The sequence below is a fragment of the Leifsonia virtsii genome, from assembly GCF_030433675.1.
In the GTDB taxonomy this organism is placed as follows: Bacteria; Actinomycetota; Actinomycetes; order Actinomycetales; family Microbacteriaceae; genus Leifsonia; species Leifsonia virtsii.
The window spans coordinates 293,188-315,769 of record NZ_JAROCB010000001.1; the positions used below are offsets into that span (position 1 = coordinate 293,188).

At 71.6% G+C, this 22,582-nt stretch carries 26 protein-coding genes; 20 read left to right on the forward strand and 6 right to left on the reverse strand.

The window, feature by feature from the left end:
* Nucleotides 1–85: 85 nt before the first annotated feature.
* A complete protein-coding gene (locus P5G59_RS01395) occupies nucleotides 86–997 on the forward strand; it encodes a sigma-70 family RNA polymerase sigma factor (protein WP_175339148.1) in 912 nt (303 codons plus the stop codon).
* Nucleotides 998–1,099: 102 nt separating this feature from the next.
* On the opposite strand, the gene P5G59_RS01400 is transcribed toward P5G59_RS01395, so the two are convergent.
* Entirely contained in the window at nucleotides 1,100–1,441 is a 342-nt protein-coding gene (locus P5G59_RS01400; RefSeq protein WP_115697072.1) for a DUF7882 family protein, read from the reverse strand.
* A 91-nt stretch (nucleotides 1,442–1,532) separates the two neighbouring features.
* Between P5G59_RS01400 and P5G59_RS01405 the strand changes: the two genes are divergently transcribed.
* The gene (locus P5G59_RS01405; protein ID WP_301215273.1) at nucleotides 1,533–3,074 is read left to right on the forward strand and encodes an SDR family oxidoreductase; all 1,542 of its coding nucleotides are present in this window, start codon (nucleotides 1,533–1,535) and stop codon (nucleotides 3,072–3,074) included.
* Here the strand turns inward: P5G59_RS01405 and P5G59_RS01410 are convergent.
* Nucleotides 3,071–3,679: a MarR family winged helix-turn-helix transcriptional regulator gene (locus tag P5G59_RS01410; protein WP_301215274.1), complete on the reverse strand. Its 609-nt coding sequence runs from the start codon at nucleotides 3,677–3,679 to the stop codon at nucleotides 3,071–3,073. The genes P5G59_RS01405 and P5G59_RS01410 overlap by 4 nt on opposite strands.
* A 76-nt stretch (nucleotides 3,680–3,755) precedes the next feature.
* On the opposite strand from P5G59_RS01410, the gene P5G59_RS01415 reads away from it, so the two are divergent.
* Genes P5G59_RS01415 through P5G59_RS01440 form a run of 6 tightly spaced genes read left to right on the forward strand, consistent with a single transcriptional unit; the run spans nucleotide 3,756 to nucleotide 8,901 of the window.
* Nucleotides 3,756–4,883 (forward strand): polyprenyl synthetase family protein, encoded by a 1,128-nt coding sequence (locus P5G59_RS01415; protein WP_301215275.1) that lies wholly within the window; start codon nucleotides 3,756–3,758, stop codon nucleotides 4,881–4,883.
* Entirely contained in the window at nucleotides 4,880–5,791 is a 912-nt protein-coding gene (locus P5G59_RS01420) for a phytoene/squalene synthase family protein (RefSeq protein ID WP_301215277.1), read from the forward strand. The genes P5G59_RS01415 and P5G59_RS01420 overlap by 4 nt, the downstream gene beginning before the upstream one ends.
* Nucleotides 5,788–7,380, forward strand: a complete 1,593-nt coding sequence (crtI, locus tag P5G59_RS01425; protein ID WP_301215279.1) for a phytoene desaturase family protein — start codon at nucleotides 5,788–5,790, stop codon at nucleotides 7,378–7,380. Before P5G59_RS01420 ends, crtI begins: the two co-directional genes overlap by 4 nt.
* The gene (locus tag P5G59_RS01430; protein WP_301215281.1) at nucleotides 7,377–7,703 is read left to right on the forward strand and encodes a lycopene cyclase domain-containing protein; all 327 of its coding nucleotides are present in this window, start codon (nucleotides 7,377–7,379) and stop codon (nucleotides 7,701–7,703) included. Before crtI ends, P5G59_RS01430 begins: the two co-directional genes overlap by 4 nt.
* Nucleotides 7,700–8,026 carry a lycopene cyclase domain-containing protein gene (locus P5G59_RS01435; RefSeq protein WP_301215282.1) on the forward strand — a complete coding sequence of 109 codons (327 nt, stop codon included), beginning with the start codon at nucleotides 7,700–7,702 and terminating at the stop codon, nucleotides 8,024–8,026. The genes P5G59_RS01430 and P5G59_RS01435 overlap by 4 nt, the downstream gene beginning before the upstream one ends.
* A complete protein-coding gene (locus P5G59_RS01440) occupies nucleotides 8,023–8,901 on the forward strand; it encodes a prenyltransferase (RefSeq protein WP_301215284.1) in 879 nt (292 codons plus the stop codon). Before P5G59_RS01435 ends, P5G59_RS01440 begins: the two co-directional genes overlap by 4 nt.
* An 11-nt stretch (nucleotides 8,902–8,912) precedes the next feature.
* Here the strand turns inward: P5G59_RS01440 and P5G59_RS01445 are convergent, their stop codons facing one another.
* On the reverse strand, nucleotides 8,913–9,293 hold the full coding sequence (locus P5G59_RS01445) for a glyoxalase superfamily protein (RefSeq protein WP_301215286.1): 381 nt from the start codon (nucleotides 9,291–9,293) through the stop codon (nucleotides 8,913–8,915).
* 151 nt (nucleotides 9,294–9,444) lie between these two features.
* Between P5G59_RS01445 and P5G59_RS01450 the strand changes: the two genes are divergently transcribed.
* Together P5G59_RS01450 and P5G59_RS01455 are read left to right on the forward strand one after the other, a co-directional pair.
* Nucleotides 9,445–10,395: a J domain-containing protein gene (locus P5G59_RS01450; protein ID WP_301215288.1), complete on the forward strand. Its 951-nt coding sequence runs from the start codon at nucleotides 9,445–9,447 to the stop codon at nucleotides 10,393–10,395.
* 44 nt (nucleotides 10,396–10,439) lie between these two features.
* On the forward strand, nucleotides 10,440–10,829 hold the full coding sequence (locus P5G59_RS01455) for a VOC family protein (RefSeq protein ID WP_301215290.1): 390 nt from the start codon (nucleotides 10,440–10,442) through the stop codon (nucleotides 10,827–10,829).
* Nucleotides 10,830–10,838: 9 nt separating this feature from the next.
* Here P5G59_RS01455 and P5G59_RS01460 read toward each other — a convergent pair whose 3' ends face one another.
* Complete coding sequence (locus tag P5G59_RS01460; protein ID WP_301215292.1) at nucleotides 10,839–11,144, reverse strand: hypothetical protein; 306 nt, start codon at nucleotides 11,142–11,144, stop codon at nucleotides 10,839–10,841.
* Between the two features lie 106 nt (nucleotides 11,145–11,250).
* Here P5G59_RS01460 and P5G59_RS01465 point away from each other — a divergent pair, with 106 nt between their 5' ends.
* Complete coding sequence (locus tag P5G59_RS01465) at nucleotides 11,251–12,084, forward strand: DUF1295 domain-containing protein (RefSeq protein ID WP_301215294.1); 834 nt, start codon at nucleotides 11,251–11,253, stop codon at nucleotides 12,082–12,084.
* Here the strand turns inward: P5G59_RS01465 and P5G59_RS01470 are convergent.
* Nucleotides 12,006–12,512: a hypothetical protein gene (locus P5G59_RS01470; protein ID WP_301215296.1), complete on the reverse strand. Its 507-nt coding sequence runs from the start codon at nucleotides 12,510–12,512 to the stop codon at nucleotides 12,006–12,008. The genes P5G59_RS01465 and P5G59_RS01470 overlap by 79 nt on opposite strands.
* A 32-nt stretch (nucleotides 12,513–12,544) precedes the next feature.
* Here P5G59_RS01470 and P5G59_RS01475 point away from each other — a divergent pair, with 32 nt between their 5' ends.
* From P5G59_RS01475 to P5G59_RS01505, 7 genes are all read left to right on the forward strand, one after another.
* Nucleotides 12,545–13,003, forward strand: a complete 459-nt coding sequence (locus P5G59_RS01475; protein ID WP_301215298.1) for a hypothetical protein — start codon at nucleotides 12,545–12,547, stop codon at nucleotides 13,001–13,003.
* Nucleotides 13,003–13,374 carry an RNA-binding S4 domain-containing protein gene (locus P5G59_RS01480; protein ID WP_301215300.1) on the forward strand — a complete coding sequence of 124 codons (372 nt, stop codon included), beginning with the start codon at nucleotides 13,003–13,005 and terminating at the stop codon, nucleotides 13,372–13,374. Before P5G59_RS01475 ends, P5G59_RS01480 begins: the two co-directional genes overlap by 1 nt.
* Complete coding sequence (locus tag P5G59_RS01485; RefSeq protein ID WP_301215302.1) at nucleotides 13,374–14,204, forward strand: DUF72 domain-containing protein; 831 nt, start codon at nucleotides 13,374–13,376, stop codon at nucleotides 14,202–14,204. Before P5G59_RS01480 ends, P5G59_RS01485 begins: the two co-directional genes overlap by 1 nt.
* A gap of 10 nt (nucleotides 14,205–14,214) precedes the next feature.
* On the forward strand, nucleotides 14,215–14,847 hold the full coding sequence (gene clsA / locus P5G59_RS01490; RefSeq protein ID WP_301215304.1) for a cardiolipin synthase ClsA: 633 nt from the start codon (nucleotides 14,215–14,217) through the stop codon (nucleotides 14,845–14,847).
* On the forward strand, nucleotides 14,840–15,349 hold the full coding sequence (locus tag P5G59_RS01495) for an FHA domain-containing protein (RefSeq protein WP_301215306.1): 510 nt from the start codon (nucleotides 14,840–14,842) through the stop codon (nucleotides 15,347–15,349). The genes clsA and P5G59_RS01495 overlap by 8 nt, the downstream gene beginning before the upstream one ends.
* Nucleotides 15,349–16,041 carry a transcriptional regulator FtsR gene (ftsR, locus tag P5G59_RS01500; RefSeq protein WP_301215308.1) on the forward strand — a complete coding sequence of 231 codons (693 nt, stop codon included), beginning with the start codon at nucleotides 15,349–15,351 and terminating at the stop codon, nucleotides 16,039–16,041. The genes P5G59_RS01495 and ftsR overlap by 1 nt, the downstream gene beginning before the upstream one ends.
* A gap of 133 nt (nucleotides 16,042–16,174) precedes the next feature.
* Nucleotides 16,175–16,726, forward strand: a complete 552-nt coding sequence (locus P5G59_RS01505; protein ID WP_301215310.1) for a MerR family transcriptional regulator — start codon at nucleotides 16,175–16,177, stop codon at nucleotides 16,724–16,726.
* A gap of 89 nt (nucleotides 16,727–16,815) precedes the next feature.
* On the opposite strand, the gene P5G59_RS01510 is transcribed toward P5G59_RS01505, so the two are convergent.
* Nucleotides 16,816–17,628 (reverse strand): ParA family protein, encoded by an 813-nt coding sequence (locus P5G59_RS01510; protein WP_301216963.1) that lies wholly within the window; start codon nucleotides 17,626–17,628, stop codon nucleotides 16,816–16,818.
* 79 nt (nucleotides 17,629–17,707) lie between these two features.
* Here P5G59_RS01510 and P5G59_RS01515 point away from each other — a divergent pair, with 79 nt between their 5' ends.
* Nucleotides 17,708–21,112 (forward strand): pyruvate carboxylase, encoded by a 3,405-nt coding sequence (locus P5G59_RS01515; RefSeq protein WP_301215312.1) that lies wholly within the window; start codon nucleotides 17,708–17,710, stop codon nucleotides 21,110–21,112.
* A gap of 85 nt (nucleotides 21,113–21,197) precedes the next feature.
* A complete protein-coding gene (locus P5G59_RS01520; protein ID WP_301215313.1) occupies nucleotides 21,198–22,559 on the forward strand; it encodes a MinD/ParA family ATP-binding protein in 1,362 nt (453 codons plus the stop codon).
* Nucleotides 22,560–22,582: the final 23 nt, after the last annotated feature.

Sequence of the window (22,582 nt, forward strand, 5' to 3'; positions counted from 1 at the left end):
TCCAGAAGAGGCCGACGGACACCCGAAAGCTGAGAGCAACCGACGATGGCCGCCCGTGAGTACACGGGCTGAATGGGATGACATGATGACGACGCTCGAAGTGACCAACGACCCGGTACGCGATTACCTCAACTCGATCGGCCGCACGCGGCTGCTGACCGCCGACGAGGAGGTCGCGCTGGCCAAGCGGATCGAGGTCGGTGTGCTGGCCGGTGAGCGGCTGGCGATCCGCCCCAACCTGACGCCGCGCGAGAAGCGCGAACTGCAGTACCTCGCCGACGACGGCAAGCGTGCGTTCGAGCGCTTCATCGAGGCGAACCTCCGCCTGGTGGTGAGCATCGCCAAGCGTTACGCCGGCCGCGGCCTCCCCGTCATGGACCTCATCCAGGAGGGCAACCTGGGCCTCGTGCGCGCGGTCGAGAAGTTCGACTACCGCACCGGCAACAAGTTCTCCACCTACGCCACCTGGTGGATCCGCCAGTCCATCCTGCGTGGCATCGCCGACACCGCCCGCCTCATCCGCATCCCGGTGCACACCGTGGAGAAGATCGACAAGCTGGACCGCATCCGCCGCGACCTCGGCGGCGAGCTCGGCCGCACCCCCACCCTGGAGGAGATGGCCGAGGCGTCGAACCTCGCCCCGGCCGAGGTGCACAAGCTCCAGATGAGCGACTCGGAGACGGTCTCGCTTGCCGTGCCGGTCGGCGAGAACGAGGGCGCCGAGCTCGGCGACCTGATCGAGGACGGCGACTTCGCCGGGCCCTCCGAGACCGTGGAGGTCGAGTTCCGCCACCGCGACCTGGAGGAGCGCCTGCGCGAGCTCCCGCCGCGCGACGCCAAGGTCGTGCGCATGCGCTTCGGCCTCGACGGGCAGAAGCCGATGACGCTGGACGAGGTCGGCGAGGTCTATGGCATCACCCGCGAGCGGGTCCGTCAGCTGGAGACCCGCAGCCTGAAGCGCCTGCGCTGCCCGGAGCTGCTCGAGTACCTGCGCTGAGATCCCAGGCCCCAAGCCGACAGCTCCTGAGTTCTTCGACCGGATCGCCGCGATCGGGTCGAAGAACTCAGGAGCTGTTCGCGTTGGCGGGAGGAAGCGGGGCTACTTGCCGGGAGGGGCGTCGGCGTCGACCTCGTCGGCACCGAGGGCGCCGATCTCCTCGGTGAGCTGCAGGCCCTGCGAGCTGTTCGACGAGAGCGTCAGCTGCTCCAGCCAGGCCTTGTTGATGCGCGGCTGACGTCCGCCGCTGTAGCGGAAGAGCAGCGGGACGGCCGGGTCGATCCAGATCGCGCTGCGACCGTCGCCGACGCTCTGCTCGTCGCGCCAGGAGAAGAAGAACCCCTCCTTGCGCCGCAGCTTCAGCCCGATCACGATCTGCAGGTGCGCCAGGACCCGGTCCTCGAAACCGATCTCAGTTGTCCCGCCGTAGATGAGCTTGCCCATGCCTAAAAAGTACAGGACGCGCGCCCGAACTCCGCATCGGCGTACGGACCGGGCCCCTCGGGATGTTCGCGCACGGGCGTACGCTCGGCCCATGAGCCCCTCCCGCGTCCTGGTCACCGGCGCCACCGGCTACATCGGCGGCCGGCTGGTGCCGCGGCTGCTCGCCCGTGGGTACGCCGTGCGCGTGCTGGCGCGCTCGCCGCAGAAGCTGACCGACGTCCCGTGGGCGGGCGAGGTGGAGGTGGTCGAGGGCGACCTGCACGACCGGGATGCGGTCGAGCGCGCCACGGCGGACGTGGATGTCGTCTACTACCTCGTGCACTCGATGCGGGCGCGCGGCGACTTCGAGGACGAGGAGTCCGCGGCGGCCAGGACCGTGGCCGCCGCTGCGAAAGCCGCCGGCGTACGCCGCATCGTCTACCTCGGCGCACTGCACCCGGACGGCCCGCTCTCCCGTCACCTTCGCTCGCGGGTCGCGGTCGGCCGCATCCTGCTGGAGTCCGGCGTGCCGACGGTCGTGCTGCAGGCCGGCGTCGTGATCGGGTCGGGGTCGGCGTCGTTCGAGATGATCCGCCACCTCACCGAGGTGCTGCCGTACATGCCGGCGCCGCGCTGGGTGCGCAACCGCATCCAGCCGATCGCCATCCGCGACGTGCTGCACTACCTGCTCGCCGCGGCCGAGCTGCCGCCCGAGGTCTCGCGCGCCTTCGACATCGGCGGTCCCGACATCCTGCGCTACGGCCAGATGATGAACGCGTACGCGGTGGAGGCGGGGCTGCGGCAGCGTCCGATCGCCTCCCTCCCGGTGTTCACGCCGTGGCTCGCGTCGCAGTGGGTGAACCTGGTGACGCCCATCCCGCGCAGCCTGGCGGTGCCGATCATCGAGTCGTTGCAGTACGACTGCGTGATGCGCGAGCACGACATCGACGCCGTCATCCCGCCGCCTGCGGAGGGACTGACCGGCTACCGTCGCGCCGTGCGGCTGGCGCTCGCGAAGGAGCGCGCCGGCGAGGTGGAGACCAGCTGGCAGGACGCCTCTGTGGCCGGGGCGCCCAGCGACCCGCTGCCGAGCGACCCGGAGTGGTCCGGCCACACGGTGTACACGGATCTGCGGGAGCGGGACTCGTCGGCCGACCCCGAGCTGCTCTGGCGCGTGGTGGAGGGCATCGGCGGCGAGCGGGGCTGGTACTCGTTCCCGCTCGCCTGGGCCCTGCGCGGCTGGGCCGACAAGCTGGTCGGCGGTGTCGGGCTCCGCCGGGGGCGGCGCGACGCGGACCATCTGAACACCGGAGACGCGCTCGACTGGTGGCGGGTGGAGCGGATCGAGCGGGGGAGGAGCCTGCGGCTGCGGGCCGAGATGCTCGTCCCGGGCCGGGCATGGCTGGAGCTCGCGGTGCGGCCGCGGGAGGGCGGCGGATCGCAGTACCGGCAGCGCGCGGTGTTCTTCCCGCGCGGGCTCGCCGGGCGGCTGTACTGGTTCGCGATCCTGCCGTTCCACGGCGTGATCTTCAACGGGATGGCGAACCGGATCGTCTACGAGGCCGAGCACCCGGGCGCGGCGAGCCGGGTGGCCGCGCCTCCGGACGGCCCGCTTCGCGGCGACGCGGACGCGGACGCGGACGCTGGACGCTAGTGCGCCGGGGCGGCCGGCGCCGGGTCGTCGTCCGCTGCAGCCGCGGCCGTGGTCAGCGTCGTCGCGCTGAGGTCCTCCAGGAACCGGGTGACGGTCTCGCGGTCGGCGGGGCTGAGCGAGCGGACGAGCTCGAACCGCCTGGCGTGCTGCAGCCCCATCGTGCGGCGCACCTCCCGGTGGGTCTCCGGCGTGATCTCGACGGTCACGGCGCGGCGGTCGGTCGGGTGGGGGCGGCGGACGACGTGCCCGGCCCGCTCCAGACGGTCGAGCAGCTTGGTGGTGGAGGCGGTGGAGATGTGCAGATGGTCGGAGAGGGCCCCGGCGGTCACCGGGACGTCGGCGTTCATGGAGGCGATGATGTACCGCAGCGCCTTCATGTCGGTCTCGTTGAGCTTCAGGTGCGCGCGGGAGGCGAAGCTGAGCCGCTGGTCGGCGTCGCGCCAGGCCCGCATCGCCGCCATGAGCCGCACGACCTGGGCCAGCTCCTCCTCGCTGAGGTCGTCGTGGCGCACCAGCTCCTGCCGCGGATCGATCACCCTCGGATCGATCATGGACGCCGAGATGCGACGTGCGTCGCGGCGCGCGTCGTCCCGGGCCGGTGTCATGGGATCCATCCTATTCCCATCTGTAAGAAGCGTGCTAGGTTATTTGCTATCCAGGCTAGACAAGGGAGCGCCGGTCATGACACAGCTGCACCCCCAGACACGGATCCCTGAGCGGGAGACGGCCGGAGACGGCACCGCCGTCGACACGGCCGCCATCGACGCCGACCTCCGCAAGGTCGAGGACCGCCTCGGCCGTTACTTCGCCGACCGCCTCCACGCCGCCGCCGGTTTCGACCCCGCGTACCGCCGCCTCTGGGCGAGCGCGAGGGAGGCCGCCGACGGCGGCAAGCGCATCCGTCCCCGCTTCCTGCTCACCGCCCACCGCGGACTCGGCGGCGGCGCGGACGACGCCGCGATCACCGCCGGGGTCGCGTACGAACTCCTGCACACCGCTTTCCTGCTGCACGACGACGTGATCGACGGCGACACGATCCGCCGCGGCCGGCCGAACGTCGCGGGCGCCTTCGCCGCGGACGCCACCGCTCGCGGCGCCGACGCGGCCCGCGGTCGACGCTGGGGCGAGGCCGGAGCCATCCTGGCCGGCGATCTGCTCCTGCACGCTGCGCCGTCCGTGCTGGCGCGTGCCGACGTGGACGAGTGGACGCGCGAGCGCCTCCTCGACATCCTCGACCACGGCGTCTTCGTGACCGCCGCGGGCGAGCTCTCCGACGTGGCCCTGGCCGAGCGCCTGGGACCTGCGCATCCGGCGCTGGAGGACGTGCTCGCCATGACCGAGCACAAGACCGCCGCGTACTCGGTGTCGGGTCCGCTGATGACCGGGGCCGTGCTCGCCGGGGCGGGGGAGGACGTGCTCACCCCGCTCGCCGAGTTCGGCCGGCTCGTCGGCATCGCCTTCCAGCTCGGCGACGACCTGCTCGGGGTGTTCGGCGCCGAGGACGTGACGGGCAAGAGCATCGTCAGTGACCTCCGGCAGGGCAAGGAGACCTCCCTCATCGCGTACGCCCGGGGCACCGCCCGCTGGCAGGAGGTCGCGCACTCGCTCGGCCGAGGCGACCTGGCGCCGGGGGAGGCCGGCCGCCTCGCCACCGTGCTGGAGGAGTGCGGCGCGCGACGGTTCGTCGAGCGGCTGCTGGAGCAGCACGTCGAGAGCGCCGTCGCGGTGCTGGCCACCCCTTCCATCCCGTCGGGTCTCGCCGAGACCCTCACCGGCGTGGCACGATCGTGCATCGGGAGGATCGCATGACCCGCGCGCCGGAGGCTCCCGCGAGCACCGCTCCCACGGACCTCGCCACCTACACGGACGCCGCTCACGCCGGTGCGGCGACCATCATCCACGCGTACTCGACGTCGTTCGGGATGGCGACCCGCCTTCTGGCGCCGCAGGTGCGGCCACGGGTGGAGGACGTGTACGCCCTGGTGCGCATCGCCGACGAAATCGTCGACGGCGCGGCCGCGGAGGCCGGACTCGACCTGGACGACCAGCGCGCCCTGCTCGACGCCCTGGAGCAGGACACCGAGCGTGCGATGCGCACCGGCTACAGCGCGAACCTCGTCGTGCACTCCTTCGCCGTGACCGCCCGGGCGACCGGGATCGGTGTCGACCTGACGCGTCCGTTCTTCTCCTCGATGCGCCGCGACCTGAGCCCCGTCGACTTCACGGCGGAGGAGTTGCGCGAGTACATCTACGGCTCGGCCGAGGTGGTCGGACTGATGTGCCTGAAGGTGTTCCTGGCCGACCGCCCGGTTCCGGAGGCGTCGCGCCTGCGGCTCGAGGCGGGCGCGCGGAGGCTGGGCGCCGCGTTCCAGAAGATCAACTTCCTCCGCGACCTCGCCGTCGACTGGTCCGAGCTCGGCCGGAGCTACTTCCCCGGCATCGACCCGGCGCGGCTGACCGAGCGGCAGAAGCTGGCCCTGGTCGTCGACATCGACTGCGACCTCGGTGCTGCGGCGGACGCCATCCCGGAGCTGCCGGACAACTGCCGGCGGGCGATCGCCGCGGCGCACGGCCTGTTCGGCGAGCTGAGCGACCGCATCCGGGCCACGCCCGCCTCGGAGCTGCTCACCCGTCGGATCAGCGTGCCGACGCGGGTGAAGCTCGCCATCCTGGCCAAGGCGACCGTCTCGTCCGCACGCGCTGGGGCGTCGTCGTGAGCGGGCAGCGCGTCGCGATCGTCGGCGGCGGCATCGCGGGACTCGCGACCGCGGCGCTGCTCGCCCGCGAGGGGCACACGGTGACGCTGCTGGAGCAGAACGCGACCGTCGGCGGACGCGCGGGCTCGTGGGAGCACGACGGCTTCCGGTTCGACACCGGCCCGTCGTGGTACCTGATGCCCGAGGTGTTCGACCACTTCTTCCGGCTATGCGGCACCTCCACCCAGGAGCAGCTGGACCTCGTGACGCTCGACCCGGGCTACCGCGTGTTCTCGGAGGACGGCCGGCCACCGCTCGACATCCGCGCCGACGGCGCCGCCAACCGCGAGCTGTTCGAACGCGAGGAGCCCGGCGCGGGCGATGCTCTCGACCGGTACCTGAAGGGCGCCGCCGAGACCTACCGGCTCGCCGTCGACCGCTTCCTCTACAGCACCTTCGCCGACCTGCGCCCGCTGCTCGCGCCGGAGCTGCTCCGTCGCCTCCCGAGGCTCCTCCGGCTGCTGGTGGAGCCCCTCGACCGCTACGCCGCCGGTTTCGTGAAGGACGTGCGGCTGCGCCAGGTTCTCGGCTATCCGGCGGTCTTCCTCGGCACGTCGCCCGACCGCGCCCCGAGCATGTACCACCTGATGAGCCACCTCGACCTCGACGACGGCGTGCGCTACCCGCTCGGCGGGTTCACGGAGCTCATCGAGCGCATCGCCGCTCTCGCCTCCTACGCGGGCGCACGCATCGTCACCGGGGCCCGCGTCACCGCCATCCGCACGACCGAGGCCACGCCCCGGCCCCGCGCGGCGGGCGTCGACTACCGGGATGCCGCAGGCGACCTCCACACCGTCGAGGCCGACGTCGTCGTCTCGGCCGCCGACCTGCACCACACCGAGACGGAGCTGCTGCCCGAGCGCCTGCGCACGCACCCCGAGAAGAGCTGGGACCGCCGCGACCCCGGACCGGGCGTGGTGCTCGCCATGCTGGGCGTGCGCGGCCGGCTTCCGCAGCTGACGCACCACAACCTGTTCTTCACCACCGACTGGGAGGCGAACTTCCAGACGATCTACGGCCCCGATCCCGGCATCCCCGACCCGGCCTCGCTGTACGTGTGCATGCCGAGCGAGACCGACCCGGACGTGGCGCCCGAGGGGTACGAGAACCTGTTCGTGCTCATCCCGGTGCCGGCCGACGTGTCGCTCGGCGCCGGCGGGGTCGACGGCGCGGGCGACCGGGCGATCGAGCGCGCGGCCGACGCCGCCATCGCCCAGATCGCCGCCTGGGCGGGCATCCCCGACCTGGCCGACCGCATCGTCCTGCGCCGCACGGTCGGCCCGGACGACTTCGCCACCGACTTCAACGCCTGGCGCGGCGGAGCCCTCGGCCCCGCGCACACGCTCCGCCAGAGCGCGTTCTTCCGGCCCGGCGACGCCTCCAAGAAGGTGGACGGCCTCTTCTACGCCGGATGCTCCACCATCCCCGGCATCGGCCTGCCGATGTGCCTGATCAGCGCCGAACTCGTCGTGAAGCGCCTGCGCGGCGACGGCGGCGCGGGCCCGCTCCCGGAGCCGCTCCCGGCCCCGCAGGCGGAGCGCGTGCAGTGAGCCTGCTGTACCTCGCCTGCCTGCTGCTCTCCCTCGGTGCGATGGTCCTGCTCGACGCGCGCTTCCGCCTGGTGTTCTGGCGGGATGCGCGACGCGCGACGATCGTGCTGGCCGTCGGTCTCGTGTTCTTCCTGGCCTGGGATGCGGCCGGGATCGCCCTCGGGGTCTTCGCGCGAGGCGGCTCGCCCTACATGACCGGCGTGGAGGTGGCGCCCGAGCTCCCGCTGGAGGAGATCTTCTTCCTGCTGTTCCTCTGCTACCTGACACTGGTGCTGATCTTCGGCGGCAGGGCCGTCCTCGACCGGTGGGGGAGCCGCCGGTGACCTACGCGCTGCTCAGCCTCGTCTTCCTCCTGCTCGCCGCCGCGGTGCTGGGGGTGGCGCTCGCCCTCGCACCCGACCGGCGTGCTCTGGTCCGCCGCTGGTGGCGGCCGGTCCTCCTTGCGGCCGTCGTGGTGTTCGTGCTCACGGCGGTGTTCGACAACGCGATGATCGCCGTCGGCCTGATGACCTACTCCGCCGCCCACACCAGCGGTGCCACACTGGGGCTCGTGCCGATCGAGGACTTCTCCTACCCGCTCGCCGCGCTGCTGCTGCTGCCCGCGCTCTGGCTGCTGACGCGCCGTCGCCCGGGGGAGAGGCCGTGACCGCCGTGGCGCCCGCGCCCTTCCGGCAGCTGCTGCTGGCGTCGCGGCCGCTCAGCTGGATCAACACCGCCTTCCCGTTCGCCGCGGCATACCTGCTCACCACCGGGCGCGTGGATGCGACGTTCGTGGTCGGCACGGTCTTCTTCCTCATCCCGTACAACCTGGCGATGTACGGCATCAACGACGTGTTCGACTACGAGTCCGACCTGCGCAACCCGCGCAAGGGCGGCGCCGAGGGAGCCCTGCTCGACCGGTCGGCGCACCGCAGGACGCTCATCGCCGCGGTGGTGTCGACCGTGCCGTTCGTCGTCTACCTCGTCGTCGTCGGGTCGCCGCTGTCGTGGCTGGTGCTCGCGTTCTCGCTGTTCGCCGTGGTCGCCTACTCGGTGAAGGGGCTGCGATTCAAGGAAGTGCCGTTCCTGGATTCGGCGACCTCCAGCGTCCACTTCGTCAGCCCGGCGCTGTACGGCCTGGTGCTCGCCGGGGCCGTGTTCACCCCCGCGCTGTGGCTGGTGCTGCTCGCCTTCTTCCTCTGGGGCGTCGGCAGCCACGCCTTCGGGGCGGTGCAGGATGTCGTGCCCGACCGCGAGGCCGGCATCGCCTCCATCGCGACCGCCATCGGCGCCGCCGCCACCGTGCGCCTGGCGATGGCCGCGTGGGCGCTGGCGGGCGTCGCCATGCTGTTCACGCCGTGGCCGGGACCGCTCGCCGCGCTGCTCGCGCTGCCGTACCTCGCGGCCGCCGCGCCCTACCGGTCGATCGCCGACGGGGACGCGGCCGCCGCGAACCGCGGCTGGCGCCGCTTCCTCTGGATCAACTACGCCTGCGGGTTCCTGGTGACGATGCTGCTCATCTGGTGGGCCGCCATCCGCTGAGCGCGGCCGGCTCAGTCGCGCTTCGGCAGCTGCTGCAGCGTCCAGGCGTTGCCGTCGGGGTCGGTGAAGTCGACGAAGCGGCCCCAGGCGAGGTCGGCGACGCCCCGGGCGTCGACGCCGTGCTCCGTGAGGTGTGCGAGGGCGGCGTCCGCATCCGGCACCACGATCTGCAGGCCCTTCATCGTTCCGGGCGCCATGTCGGTCAGGCCCTCGCCGAAGGCGATGGAGCACGCCGAGCCGGGAGGGGTGATCTGCACGAACCGCAGGTCGTCGGAGACCCGGTGGTCGTGGTCGGCGTTCCAGCCGAGCGCATCCACATAGAACGCCTTCGCCCGGTCGACGTCGGTGACGGGGAGGATGATGAGCTCGATGCGCCAGTCGCTGATGGTCATGGTCGGTTCCCTTCCGTTTCGGTGATTCCACGCTAGAACCGCTTGCGGTCAGCTTCTGGCCGCAATCGGAATTCGGCGATTTCGCGGACGCGCACGCTATCGTCGTAATCCCCGCCCCGGCCAGAACCGAAAGCGAACGAGACCCCCACCGATGAGCGACTCCCCGGCATCGCCCACCCCGTACGAGGTGCTCGGCGTCCGGCCGGACGCGCCGCTGGACGAACTGCGCCGCGCGTACCGCAGGCTGCTGCGCGAGACGCACCCCGACACCGGGGGGACCGCGGCCGCGTTCCAGGCAGTGCAGGAGGCGTGGGAGCTCATCGGCGACCCGGAGGACCGCGCCCGCTACGACCGCGGCGAGAGCGTCTCGGTCGACGCGGTCGCAGGCGACTCGGCCGGCGGCGGTTTCAGCGCGACCTTCCACGCCGCCGGGCGGTCCGCCTCGCGCGGGTCCAGCGTCCGCGCCCGCAGCTACGGCCACCCGGGCGGGCGCGCCCGCGAGCGCTTCCTCGGCCTGATGCGCGAGTGGATGGGCCGGGGCACCGACGACCGCGACCCCTACGACCCGGCGCTGGTGCGCTCTGCGCCGCGCGAGATCCGCAGGCTGCTGGCGGAGGCGCTCGCCGAGGAGGCGACGGCGCGCGCGGTCTCCGGCCTCGGCATCGGCTTCACGATCTGGAACGACGTCGCCGTCCATCCGTCGACCGACGCCAAGCTCGACCACATCGTCCTCGGCCCGGCCGGCCTGTTCGCCGTGCGCTCGGCCGACTGGGGCGGGCGGGTGAAACTGGCGAAGGGCGAGCTCGCCGGGGCGGACATCGCGCCGGGCGAGGAGCCCTTCCACGACCTCTACCGCGCGGCGAAGAGCTTCGGGCGACAGGCGGGCGTGCGGTTCACGGGCTACATCGTGGTGGTGCCGGATGCCGACCTCAACGTGCCGTACGACGTCATCCGCCGCGGCCGCCTGGCCGGGGCGATGGTGGTGCGCCGCTCGCTGCTGCCGCGCGTGCTGCGCGACGGGGCGAACGCGGCGGGGCGCGAGAGCGTGGACCGCGCGTTCGAGCTGCGGACGCGGCTGCAGGAGGCCGTCCGCTTCGTGTAGTGCGGTCTGGACATCCCGCCGCGCGGGGGAGCAGAGTGGGCGGCATGGTCACCCCACTCGACATCTTCAGCGGCTTCAGCGTGGACGACATCTCCGCGGCGAAGGCCTTCTACGCCGACACGCTCGGCCTCGACGTCTCCGACGGGCCGATGGGCAACCTCGACCTCCGGCTCCCCGCGGGCGGTCACGTGTTCATCTACCCGAAGCCGGACCACACTCCGGCGTCGTTCACGATCCTGAATCTCGTGGTCGACGACATCGACGTCGCCGTCGACGACCTCAACGCGCGGGGTGTCCCGACCAAGATCTACGACGACCCTGCACTGCCGACCGACGAGAAGGGGGTCCTGCGCGGCCGGGTCGCCGGGCGCGGGCCGGACATCGCCTGGTTCCGCGACCCCGCGGGGAACGTGCTGTCCGTGCTGCAGGACTGACGGCGCGCGTCAGTATCGCGGCTCGGGGTCGGAGAGGTCGTCTCCGGTGCCGCCGAGGCTGTCGCGCTCGTGCTCCGGCAGGTCGTCGGTGGAGCGCGGAACCGTTGACGTGAGCCGATAGGTCGCCTGGCCCGGCCAGTCGCGGTCGTCGATCAGCTCGAACACGTCGAAGGCCGAAGCGCCGGCGAACTCGGACGGGATGCGGATCCTGCTGGGGGGCACATCCACATCGCTCGGCAATGCCAGCTCGCGCGGGGTCGCCTCGTCGTCGCGGTACAGAACGGCGCGGAAGAGGGGCAGGTCGGAAGCGGACACGTCAACACGTTAGGCGCGTACGCCTCAAGGATCGAGCCCCCACAGCGGATGTCCAGGCCGGTCACAAGACGATCACTGCCTCTACACAACGTTCTAGGATGTCACCGTGGAGCCGATCATCGTCTGTCTCTGGATCCTCGCCGCGGTGTGCGCAGCGACCTGGGCGCTGTCCCTCATCACGAACGAGCACTCCTGGGTCGACCGCATCTGGTCGATCGTCCCGGTGGTCTACGTCTGGGTGTTCGCCGGGGCCGCGGGGCTGACCGACGTCCGGCTCGACCTCCTCGCCGTGCTCGTCACCCTCTGGGGCGCGCGCCTCACCTTCAACTTCGCTCGCAAGGGCGGCTACGCCCCGGGCGGGGAGGACTACCGCTGGCAGGTGCTGCGCGGCCGGATGAGCCCCTCCGCGTTCCAGCTGTTCAACCTGTTCTTCATCGTGATCTACCAGAACGTGCTGCTGCTGCTCATCGCGTTGCCCGCCTGGACCGCGTACCAGCACCGGACGCCGCTGACCCCGCTCGACGTCATCCTCGCCGCCGTGTTCCTCGCCTTCCTGACCGGCGAGACGATCGCCGACCAGCAGCAGTGGCGCTTCCACCAGCGCAAGAACCTCGAGATCGCGGCCGGGCGGCAGCCGTCCCCGCGCTTCCTGCAGACCGGGTTGTTCAAGTACTCGCGCCACCCCAACTTCTTCTTCGAGCAGGCGCAGTGGTGGGTGGTGTTCCTGTTCGGCTGCGTCGCCGCCGGCTCGCTGCTGCAGTGGACCGTGATCGGGCCGCTGCTGCTCACCGGCCTGTTCATCGGGTCCACGGTGTTCACCGAGAGCATCTCGCGCTCGCGGTACCCGGAGTACGCCGAGTATCAGGCGCGCACGTCGCCCGTCGTGCCCTGGTTCCCGGGGCGTGGGAACGACGCGCGCATGTGGTCGGAGTCCAAGTAGTCGGCGACGCCGATCAGGATCAGACTGAACACGATCTGCTCCGTCACCATCCACAGCGGGTACAGGCCGGGGATGGCGGCGATCACGAGTGTGACCACGGGGAAGATCTTCGCGAACAGCCGCAGCCGCGAGTACGCCCAGTAGTAGCCCGCTCGCGCCCGCCAGGCGAAGTAGAACAGCGTCACGGTCATGCCGAGCACGATGACCGAGCGCATCCACACCGCGAAGCCGACCTGGACGCCGCCCGCTGTCAGCACGACGGCGACCACGACGGCGCTCAGGCCGATGACGAGTTCGAGGGCAAGAAGCCACGCGATCACCGTGAAGGCGCGGCGCGTCCGCGGGTGATCCCTGGCCTCGTCGGGCACGCGGTAGCCGGCGTGCCGTCCGCCTGCGATGCGATCGAGCCGCGCGAGGAGCGTTTCCATGCATTCACGGTAACGCGGGCTACGGTGGAAGCATGTCGTGCATCCGGTTCAACACCCCCGCCCAGCGCCAGGCCATGCGGAACAGCCGGCCGGCGATGCTTACCCCGGAGGAGGCCGCGGCGCTGCATCCCGCGCCCGAGGTGACGGAGAGCAAGCTGCGCCGCCTGCGCCTGCTCGCCACCGATCCGAACCCGAAGATCCGGGAGGCGGTCGCGAGCAGCTACAACACCCCGGCCGACCTGTTCGAGACCCTCGCGGCCGACCCCGACGAGGGCGTGCGCGGCTGCGTCGCGAAGAACGAGGCGACGCCGTGCGACATCCTGCGGGCCCTCGCCGACGACCGCTCCGAGACGGTCCGCGGCTGGGTCGCGGTGAACTACTTCGTGCCGGCGGACGTGATGGAGAAACTGGCGTCCGACCGCAGCCGCACCGTGCGCAGCCTGGTGAAGTGGAAGGCGTCGCTGGCCGAGGACCAGCCGGCGGCGGTCTGATGCCCGACCCGGGGAGCGTCCGCGTCGACTCCTGGGCCTGGGCGGTGCGGCTGTTCAAGACCCGCTCGGCCGCGTCCGACGCGTGCAAGGCCGGCCACCTCAAGGTGAACGGCGACCGCGCGAAGCCGGCCCAGCCCGTCCGGGTCGGCGACGAGGTGCGCGCCTTCGTGGGAGGCACGGAGCGCATCTACATCGCCCGCCGTCTGATCGTGAAGCGCGTCTCGGCGGCCGTCGCCGCGGACTGCTTCGAGGACAGGACGCCCCCGCCTCCGCCGCGCACCGAGACCCCGGCGACGGTCACCCGCGACCGCGGGGCCGGACGGCCGACCAAGCGCGAGCGGCGCGTCCTGGACCAGCTCCGGGGCCGCTGATGGCGTTCGCCCGGATCGGCATCTCCGGCTGGACCTACGCGCCGTGGCGCGGCGTCTTCTACCCGCCGAAGCTGCCGCACCGCCTGGAACTGGAGTACGCCGCCGACCACCTCGACTCGATCGAGATCAACGGCAGCTTCTACTCGCTGCAGCGGCCGACGAGCTACCGGATGTGGGCCGAGCGCACGCCGGAGGAGTTCGTCTTCTCCGTGAAGGGCGGCCGGTACATCACGCACATCCTGCGCCTCAGGAACGCCCGCGGGGCGGTCGCCAACTTCCTCGCCTCCGGGGTGCTCGCCCTCGGGCCGAAGCTCGGCCCGCTGCTCTGGCAGCTGCCGCCGACGCTGCAGTTCGACGCGGAGACGGTGGACGCGTTCCTCGGGATGCTGCCGCGCACCACGGCAGAGGCGGCCGCCTTCGCGCGCGAGACGACCCTCGACGAGGACAGGACGCACCTGGCGGCGGGGGACCAGCGGCCGCTGCGGCACGCGGTCGAGGTGCGGCATCCGTCGTTCGACGTGCCCGAGTTCGCCGCGATCGCGCGGGCGCACGGGGCGGCGATCGTGCTGGCCGACACCGCGGGGCGCTATCCGGTCATCCGGGAGCTCACCGCCGACTTCGCCTACGTGCGCCTGCACGGTGACGAGGAGCTGTACACCAGCGGCTACACCGACGAGTCGCTCGACCGGTGGGCGGCGGAACTCGGCGGCTGGCTCGCCGACGGACGAGACGTCTACGCCTACTTCGACAACGACGTGAAGGTGCGCGCGCCGTACGATGCGATGGGCCTGCGCGACCGCCTCGCCGAGTGGACGCCGCGCCCTCACTAGACTCGTGGACGTGGAGGGTGCGAACGCCGGGGTGAGCTCGCGGGTCTGGACGGTCCCGAACGTGCTCAGCTTCCTCCGGCTCGCGCTCGTGCCGGTGTTCCTCTGGCTGATCATCGTCGGGCAGGACGCGCTCGCGCTGCTCGTGCTCGTCTTCTCGAGCGTGACCGACTTCCTCGACGGCTACCTCGCCCGCCGGCTGCGGCAGGTGTCGCGGCTCGGCCAGCTGCTCGACCCGGCCGCCGACCGGCTGTACATCTTCGCGGCGCTCATCGGGCTGTGCTGGCGCGAGGTCATCCCGTGGTGGCTGTTCGTCGTCATCGTGGCGCGGGATGTGATGCTCGCCGTGCTGGGCGTCATCCTCGCGAACCACGGCTTCGGGCCGCTGCCCGTGCACCATCTCGGCAAAGTGGCCACGTTCTGCCTGTTCTGGGCGCTCCCGCTGCTGATGCTGGGGGAGGCGTTCGAGCCGCTGGCGCCCTACTCGCTGCCGCTCGGCTGGGCGTTCGCGCTGTGGGGGGCGTTCCTGTACTGGTGGGCCGGGATCGTGTACGTCAGGGAGACGGCCAGGGTAATCCGACTTCCGGCCGATGACAGCGGCCCCGCATCGGATACGCTGGACGGCAAGGAGGTTGACGGTGCCTGAAGACATTGACCCGAACGGTTCGGCCGGCGAAGCCGAGAACGACGCCGCCCGGGGCCCCCTGCGGGACGCCGGGGGCAACGAGGACACGACCGCGCGCTTCGGCGAGGAGTTCATCTCGAAGATGTACCCCTCCGGCGAGGTCTCGCCCGAGGAGCAGGAGGCGATCGCGGCGCTGCCGTCCGGATCGGCGCTGCTGATCGTGCGTCGCGGGCCCAACTCGGGCGCCCGGTTCCTCCTCGATGCCGACGTGACCACGGCGGGCCGCCACCCGAACGCCGACATCTTCCTGGACGACGTGACGGTGTCGCGACGCCACGCGGAGTTCACCCGGCGCGGCACCGCGTTCGAGGTCCGCGACCTCGGGTCGCTGAACGGCACCTACTACGACGGCGTCCGGATCGAGAGCGCGCTCCTGTCCGACGCCTCCGAGGTGCAGATCGGCAAGTTCCGCCTGACGTTCTACGCCTCGCGCCACGACCTCGCCGCAGCGGCGAACGGCTAGTGGCCCGGCCGGCCACCCGGGCCGCCGGTGACTCTCCGGCCCTGCTCAGTATCGGCCAGGTCCTCGCGCGACTGAGCCCGGAGTTCCCCGACCTGTCGTCGTCGAAGCTGCGCTTCCTCGAGGAGCGGGGGCTGGTGTCGCCCGCGCGCACCGCGTCCGGCTACCGCAAGTTCTCGCCCGCCGACGTGGACCGGCTCCGCGCGATCCTCGGGATGCAGCGCGACCACTACCTCCCGCTGAAGGTCATCAAGAAGTACTTCGCCGACCTCGACGCCGGTCTCGATCCCGCATTCCCCGGCACTGCTCCCGCGGGCTCGATCCTCGCCGGGGCGCGGCGGCTGCGCCGCGACGAGCTGCTGCGCGAGTCCGGCGCCGACCTGGAACTGCTCCAGGATGCGGTCAGCGCCTCCCTCGTGCCGGCGACCGACGTCTACGGCGAGGAGGCGCTCACGGTCTTGCGCGCCCTGGCCGAACTGCGCAGGAGCGGCATCGAGCCGCGCCACCTGCGCGGCTTCCGCGCCGCCGCCGAACGCGAGATCGGACTCATCGAGACGGCTCTCGTGCCGATCGCGCGGCGCAACGACGTGAGCAGCAAGGCCCGCACCGCCGAACTCGCCCGCGAGATCGCGGCGCAGCTCGACGTGGTGCGCGGCAGCATCATCCGCTCGTCCATCGCCCGGCTGCGGCCGTGACCGGCCGCCGGCGTCTCGACACGCCGATGCCGAAACAGCGGATGTCGTTGCCCGGCGAGGTCGGCATGGGTACCGTGGATGATGCGCCGCGGTTGCGGTGCGCGATCCACTACCCGGGCGAGAGGCGATCTTCATGAGCGAACTGAGTCGTGACGACGGCGCCTCCCGCTACGACCTCGGGCTGCTGTTCACCGACGGCCTGCCCGAGATGGACGACGTCAACGGCTACCGCGGCGCCGTCGCCGCCCGGGCCGCCGGCATCTCGTACCGGCAGCTCGACTACTGGGCCCGGACCGGGCTGGTCGAGCCGACCGTCCGCGGCGCCGCAGGCTCGGGTTCGCAGCGTCTCTACGGCTTCCGCGACATCCTCGTGCTCAAGCTGGTGAAGCGCCTGCTCGACACCGGCATCTCGCTCCAGCAGATCCGCACCGCCGTCAACCAGCTCCGCGAGTCGGGCGTGAACGACCTCGCCCAGACGACGCTGATGAGCGACGGCGCGAGCGTCTACCTGTGCACCTCCAACGACGAGGTGATCGACCTCGTCAGCCGCGGCCAGGGCGTCTTCGGCATCGCGGTGGGCAAGGTCCTGCGCGAGGTCGAGACCAGCCTCGTCGAGCTCGACACGCAGGCCGACTCGATGGACGAGCTGGCCGCCCGTCGCGCCGCCCGCACCCGGGCCTCCTGACGCCCGCGATTCGTCACGAACCGGGCCCGTTCGTCACGAATCGCCTCCGTTCGTCACGAATCGCGCTGATTCGTGACGAAGCGTGAGCGCTAGACGGTCGGCGCGGTCGCGTACTCGCCGATGCGCGCGGTGCGCAGCACCCGCTCCAGGAGCAGGTCGAAGTTGTGCGCCATCTCCTGCGCGCTCTCGCCGGGCCAGACGTGCAGCGGCTTCGCCGCGCCCTGGGCCTGCTGCAGCGACGTGCGCTCGGGCAGCTGCGGGGAGAGCACGAGCGGGCCGAACATGTCGCGCAGCTCCTTGATGCGGAACTGGTGTTCCAGCGACTGGACGCGCGCGCGGTTCACGATGATGCCGAGCGGCTGGAGGCGCGGCGACAGGCCGCGGCGGATCTCCTCGATCGCCCGCAGCGCGCGGTCGGCGGCGGCGACGGAGAACAGGCCGGGCTCGGTGACGACGGCGACGCGGTCGCTCGCCGCCCACGCGGTGCGCGTGAGCGCGTTGAGCGAGGGGGCGCAGTCGATCAGCACGAGCTCGTAGTCGTGCTCGACGTTGGCGAGCGCCTCCTCCAGCTTCCAGATGTCGCGGATGCTCGGGTGCGGCCCGTCGAAGTTGATCGCGGACGGGCTGCCGATCATCACGTCGATCGTGCCGGAGCGGCCCTTGGTCCAGCCGGACGGCGCGATGGCCGCGCGCACGATCTTCTCCTTGGGGGAGGCCAGCACGTCGGCGACGTTGAGGTGACCGGCGACCTGGATGTCCATCCCGGTCGAGACATCCGACTGCGGATCGAGGTCGACGACCAGTGTGCGCAGCCCTTTGGCGAACGCCGCGGACGCGAGACCGAGCGTCACCGTGGTCTTTCCGACACCGCCCTTGAGGGAGCTAACGCTGAGTACGTGCACGAGAGCCACGTTACCTTCACTAGTCTTAGAGAACCTAACCGTTTGCTGTGTGGTGTCGACCCCTGCTCGAAAGGTCCCCATGTTCCGAAAGATCCTCGTTGCCAACCGCGGTGAAATCGCCATCCGGGCATTCCGTGCCGCGTACGAGCTCGGCGCCGAGACGGTCGCCGTGTTCCCGTACGAAGACCGGAACTCGATGCACCGGCTGAAGGCGGACGAGGCGTACCAGATCGGCGAGCCCGGTCACCCGGTGCGCGCGTACCTCGACGTGCAGGAGATCATCCGCGTCGCCCAGGAGTCCGGCGCCGACGCCATCTACCCCGGCTACGGCTTCCTCTCCGAGAACCCCGAGCTGGCCGAGGCCGCCCGCGCGGCCGGCATCGCCTTCATCGGCCCGCGCGCCGAGGTGCTCGAGATGGCCGGAAACAAGGTCACGGCCAAGGAGCACGCGATCGCCGCGGGCGTCCCCGTGCTGAAGTCCACCCCGCCGTCGCGCGACATCGAGGAGCTCCTCTCCGGCGCCGACGAGATCGGCTTCCCGATCTTCGCCAAGGCGGTCGCGGGTGGCGGCGGCCGCGGAATGCGGCGCGTCAACAGCAAGGCCGATCTGCGCTCGGCGCTCGAGGAGGCCATGCGGGAGGCCGACAGCGCGTTCGGCGACCCGACGATGTTCCTCGAGCAGGCCGTGCTGCGGCCGCGCCACATCGAGGTGCAGATCCTCGCCGACGCGACCGGGGACACCATCCACCTGTTCGAGCGCGACTGCTCGGTGCAGCGCCGCCACCAGAAGGTGGTCGAGATCGCGCCGGCTCCGAACCTCTCCGACGACATCCGCCAGGCCCTGTACCGCGACGCGATCGCCTTCGCGAAGTCGATCGGCTACGAGAACGCCGGCACGGTGGAGTTCCTGCTCGACACCGCGGGCGAGCGTGCGGGCCAGCACGTGTTCATCGAGATGAACCCGCGCATCCAGGTCGAGCACACGGTCACGGAGGAGATCACCGACGTCGACCTCGTCCAGTCGCAGATCCGCATCGCGGCGGGGGAGACCCTCGCCGACCTCGGGCTGCGTCAGGAGTCGGTGCAGATGCGCGGCGCCGCCCTGCAGTGCCGCATCACGACCGAGGACCCGACGGCGAACTTCCGCCCGGACACCGGCAAGATCACGACGTACCGCTCTCCGGGCGGCGCGGGCATCCGCCTCGACGGCGGCACGATCAACCCGGGCGCGCAGATCAGCCCGCACTTCGACTCCATGCTGGCGAAGCTCATCACCCGCGGCCGCGACTTCCCGGCCGCCGTGCTGCGCGCCCGCCGCGCCCTCGCGGAGTTCCGCGTGCGCGGCGTCTCCACGAACATCCCGTTCCTGCAGGCCGTGATGGAGGACCCGGACTTCATCGCCGGCAACGTCTCCACCTCCTTCATCGAGGAGCGCCCGGAGCTGTTCAAGGGCCGCGAGTCGAAGGACCGCGGCACGAAGGTGCTCAACTGGCTGGCCGACGTCACGGTCAACCAGCCGAACGGACCGCGCCCGGAGACCGCCGACCCGGCGGAGAAGCTGCCGCAGATCGACCTCAGCGCCCCGGCACCGGCCGGCTCGCGCCAGCGGCTGCTCGAGCTGGGGCCGCAGGGCTTCGCCGAGGCCCTCCGCGCGCAGACGGCCCTCGCGGTCACCGAGACGACCTTCCGCGACGCGCACCAGTCGCTGCTCGCGACCCGCGTGCGCACCCGCGACCTGCTCGCCGTCGCCCCCTACGTCGCCCGCATGACCCCGGAGCTGCTCTCGGTGGAGGCCTGGGGCGGCGCGACCTACGACGTCGCCCTGCGCTTCCTCGGCGAGGACCCGTGGGAGCGGCTGGCGGCCCTCCGCGAGGCCCTGCCGAACATCAACATCCAGATGCTGCTGCGCGGCCGCAACACGGTCGGCTACACGCCGTACCCGACCCAGGTGACCGACGCGTTCGTGCGTGAGGCCGCCGCCACGGGCGTCGACATCTTCCGCATCTTCGACGCGCTCAACGACGTGTCGCAGATGCGCCCGGCCATCGAGTCCGTGCTCGCGACCGGGTCCTCGATCGCCGAGGTGGCCGTCTGCTACACCGGCGACCTGCTCGACCCGGCCGAGAACCTCTACACCCTCGACTACTACCTGCGCCTCGCCGAGCAGATCGTCGAGTCCGGTGCGCACATCCTCGCCATCAAGGACATGGCGGGCCTCCTGCGGCCGAGTGCGGCCGAGAAGCTCGTCGCGGCTTTCCGCGAGCGGTTCGACCTGCCGGTGCACGTGCACACGCACGACACCCCCGGCGGCCAGCTCGCGACGCTGCTCGCGGCCTCGCGCGCCGGAGCGGACGCGGTGGATGTGGCGAGCGCGCCGATGGCCGGCACCACCAGCCAGCCGAGCGCCTCGGCCCTCGTCGCCGCCCTCGCCCACACCGAGCGCGACACCGGCATCCGGCTCTCCGCGGTCGAGGACCTGGAGCCGTACTGGGAGGCCGTCCGCCAGGTCTACCGTCCGTTCGAGTCGGGCCTGCCCGGGCCCACGGGACGCGTCTACAAGCACGAGATCCCCGGCGGCCAGCTCTCCAACCTGCGCCAGCAGGCCAAGGCGCTCGGCCTCGCGGACGACTTCGAGCTGGTGGAGGACATGTACGCCGCCGCCAACAACATCCTGGGCCGCATCCCGAAGGTCACGCCGTCCTCCAAGGTCGTCGGCGACCTCGCGCTGCACCTCGCGGCGGTGAAGGCCGACCCGGCCGACTTCGCCGAGAACCCGCAGAACTACGACATCCCGGACTCGGTGGTCGGCTTCATGGCGGGCGAGCTGGGCGAGCTGCCCGGCGGCTGGCCGGAGCCGTTCCGCAGCAAGGTGCTGGCGGGCAAGAACGTCAAGGTCGGCGTCGAGGAGCTGTCGGCAGAGGACGCGTCCGCGCTCGAGGGCGACAGCGACGAGCGCCGCGCCACCCTCAACCGGCTGCTGTTCCCGGCGCCCACGCGCATCCAGGAGCAGATGCGGGAGCTGTTCGGCGACCTCTCCGTCGTCGACTCGCTCGACTACCTGTACGGCCTGAAGCCCGGGCAGGAGCACGTCGTCGAGTTCAGCCGCGGCGTCCGCCTCTACGTGGGCCTCGAGGCCATCGGCGAGGCCGACGAGAAGGGCATGCGCACGGTCATGACCACGCTCAACGGCCAGCTGCGCCCGGTGTTCGTGCGCGACCGCAGCATCGTCGTCGAGGCGAAGGCGGCCGAGAAGGCCGACACCGCGAAGCCCGGCCAGGTCGCGGCGCCGTTCTCCGGCGTCGTGACGCTGCAGGTCGCCGTCGGCGACACGGTGGCGGCGGGCCAGGCGGTCGCGTCCATCGAGGCCATGAAGATGGAGGCCGCGATCACGGCCCCCATCGCCGGAACGGTCGAGCGGCTCGCCATCCCGAAGACCCAGCAGGTCGACGCGGGCGACCTGCTCGTGGTCATCCAGCCGGCCTGACGACCGGCGGGAGCGCCATCCGCGAGGGTGGCGTCTACAATGACGAGTCGCGGGAGACACCCGCGGCAGAAGGAGAACGCACGACGTGTCAGACAAGCCCGACGCCGAGACGCAGGGGGAGCGCGAGCCGCGCGACCTGGTGCCGGCCGACGACGAGCTGACGCCCGCGCGCCCGTTCGAGCCGGCGCCGTCGCTGGACGTGGAGTCGACGCTGAGCATCGCGGTCGACCTGCCGCCCGCGCCGCCGCGCGAGATCCCGGAGGACGAGGCGGCGGTCGCGATCGACGACGTCCCGGTCGACCCTGGCTTCGTGGCCTCCCCGACCGAGCCGAACACCATGTCGGTCGCCATCGTCGCGTCGCGGCTCGCCGGGCTGCCGGCGGACGCTGCGGCGACGGCTGCCGGAGCCCCGGCCGGCGTCACCCCCGAGGTCACCCCGCTGCCGCCGTCGGAGCCGTTCGCCGGCTCGCGCCGCGACCGCCTGCGCGGCGAGCACCCGACGCAGCCCGAGCCGGCCGCGATGCTGACGGCCGACCGCCTGCTCGAGGTCAACCGGAAGACCCGGCCCGGCCCCGAAGGCACGTGGCAGCGGTTCGTCTACAACGCCACTTTCCGTCTGGTGAACCTCGGCGACTCCGCCAAGGTGCGGGCACGCAAGGAGCTCGACCACCGCATCCAGAAGCAGCTGGAGGGCGGCGCGCGCTTCGTCCCGGTGCTCACCCGCAAGGGCGGCGTCGGCAAGACCACGGTCACCACGCTGCTCGGGATGGCGCTCGCCTCGGCCCGGGAAGACCGGATCATCGCCATCGACGCCAACCCGGACCGCGGGACGCTGTCCGAGCGGGTGACGCGGCAGACCCGGTCGACGGTGCGCGACGTCGTGCACAAGGCGGCCAGCATCGGCGGCTTCACCGACTTCTCCACCCTGGTGTCGCGGGACGAGACCCGGCTCGACATCCTCGCGTCCGACACCGACCCGCTGCTGTCGGAGGCGTTCGACGAGAACGACTACAACGTCGTCGCCGACCTCTCGGCCCGGTTCTACTCGATCGTGCTCACCGACTGCGGCACCGGCATCGTCCACTCGGTCATGCGCGCGACGCTGCAGCGCGCCGACTCGCTCGTCATCGTGTCGGGCGGGAGCGTGGACGAGGCGCGCCTCGCCTCCGAGACCCTGACCTGGCTGGAGGCCAACGGCTACGGCGAGCTGGTCCGCAACGCCGTGGTCGCGCTCAACACCGCAACCCACGCCACCAACCTCGTCAAGCTCGACGAGATCGAGGCGCACTTCCGGTCGCGCGTGCGCGAGATCGTCCGCATCCCGTACGACCCGCAGCTGGCCGCAGGCTCCGTGGTGTCGTGGAAGGACCTCAAGCCGCTGACCCGCCTCTCCGCCCGCACGCTGGCCGCGCTCGTCGTCGAAGGCCTGCCGGCCGAGCGCGACTGAGCCCGCCCGACCGTCCCTCCGCC

Bases quoted from the DNA above. Each gene is read 5' to 3' on its own strand.
- P5G59_RS01395 (WP_175339148.1), top strand. From the start codon at position 86: ATGACGACGCTCGAAGTGACCAACGACCCGGTACGCGATTACCTCAAC.
- P5G59_RS01400 (WP_115697072.1), bottom strand. From the start codon at position 1,441: ATGGGCAAGCTCATCTACGGCGGGACAACTGAGATCGGTTTCGAGGAC.
- P5G59_RS01480 (WP_301215300.1), top strand. From the start codon at position 13,003: ATGCCCGACCCGGGGAGCGTCCGCGTCGACTCCTGGGCCTGGGCGGTG.
- P5G59_RS01445 (WP_301215286.1), bottom strand. From the start codon at position 9,293: ATGACCATCAGCGACTGGCGCATCGAGCTCATCATCCTCCCCGTCACC.
- P5G59_RS01455 (WP_301215290.1), top strand. From the start codon at position 10,440: ATGGTCACCCCACTCGACATCTTCAGCGGCTTCAGCGTGGACGACATC.
- P5G59_RS01475 (WP_301215298.1), top strand. From the start codon at position 12,545: ATGTCGTGCATCCGGTTCAACACCCCCGCCCAGCGCCAGGCCATGCGG.
- P5G59_RS01470 (WP_301215296.1), bottom strand. From the start codon at position 12,512: ATGGAAACGCTCCTCGCGCGGCTCGATCGCATCGCAGGCGGACGGCAC.
- P5G59_RS01415 (WP_301215275.1), top strand. From the start codon at position 3,756: ATGACACAGCTGCACCCCCAGACACGGATCCCTGAGCGGGAGACGGCC.
- P5G59_RS01420 (WP_301215277.1), top strand. From the start codon at position 4,880: ATGACCCGCGCGCCGGAGGCTCCCGCGAGCACCGCTCCCACGGACCTC.
- P5G59_RS01515 (WP_301215312.1), top strand. From the start codon at position 17,708: ATGTTCCGAAAGATCCTCGTTGCCAACCGCGGTGAAATCGCCATCCGG.
- P5G59_RS01485 (WP_301215302.1), top strand. From the start codon at position 13,374: ATGGCGTTCGCCCGGATCGGCATCTCCGGCTGGACCTACGCGCCGTGG.
- P5G59_RS01450 (WP_301215288.1), top strand. From the start codon at position 9,445: ATGAGCGACTCCCCGGCATCGCCCACCCCGTACGAGGTGCTCGGCGTC.
- P5G59_RS01505 (WP_301215310.1), top strand. From the start codon at position 16,175: ATGAGCGAACTGAGTCGTGACGACGGCGCCTCCCGCTACGACCTCGGG.
- P5G59_RS01405 (WP_301215273.1), top strand. From the start codon at position 1,533: ATGAGCCCCTCCCGCGTCCTGGTCACCGGCGCCACCGGCTACATCGGC.
- P5G59_RS01410 (WP_301215274.1), bottom strand. From the start codon at position 3,679: ATGACACCGGCCCGGGACGACGCGCGCCGCGACGCACGTCGCATCTCG.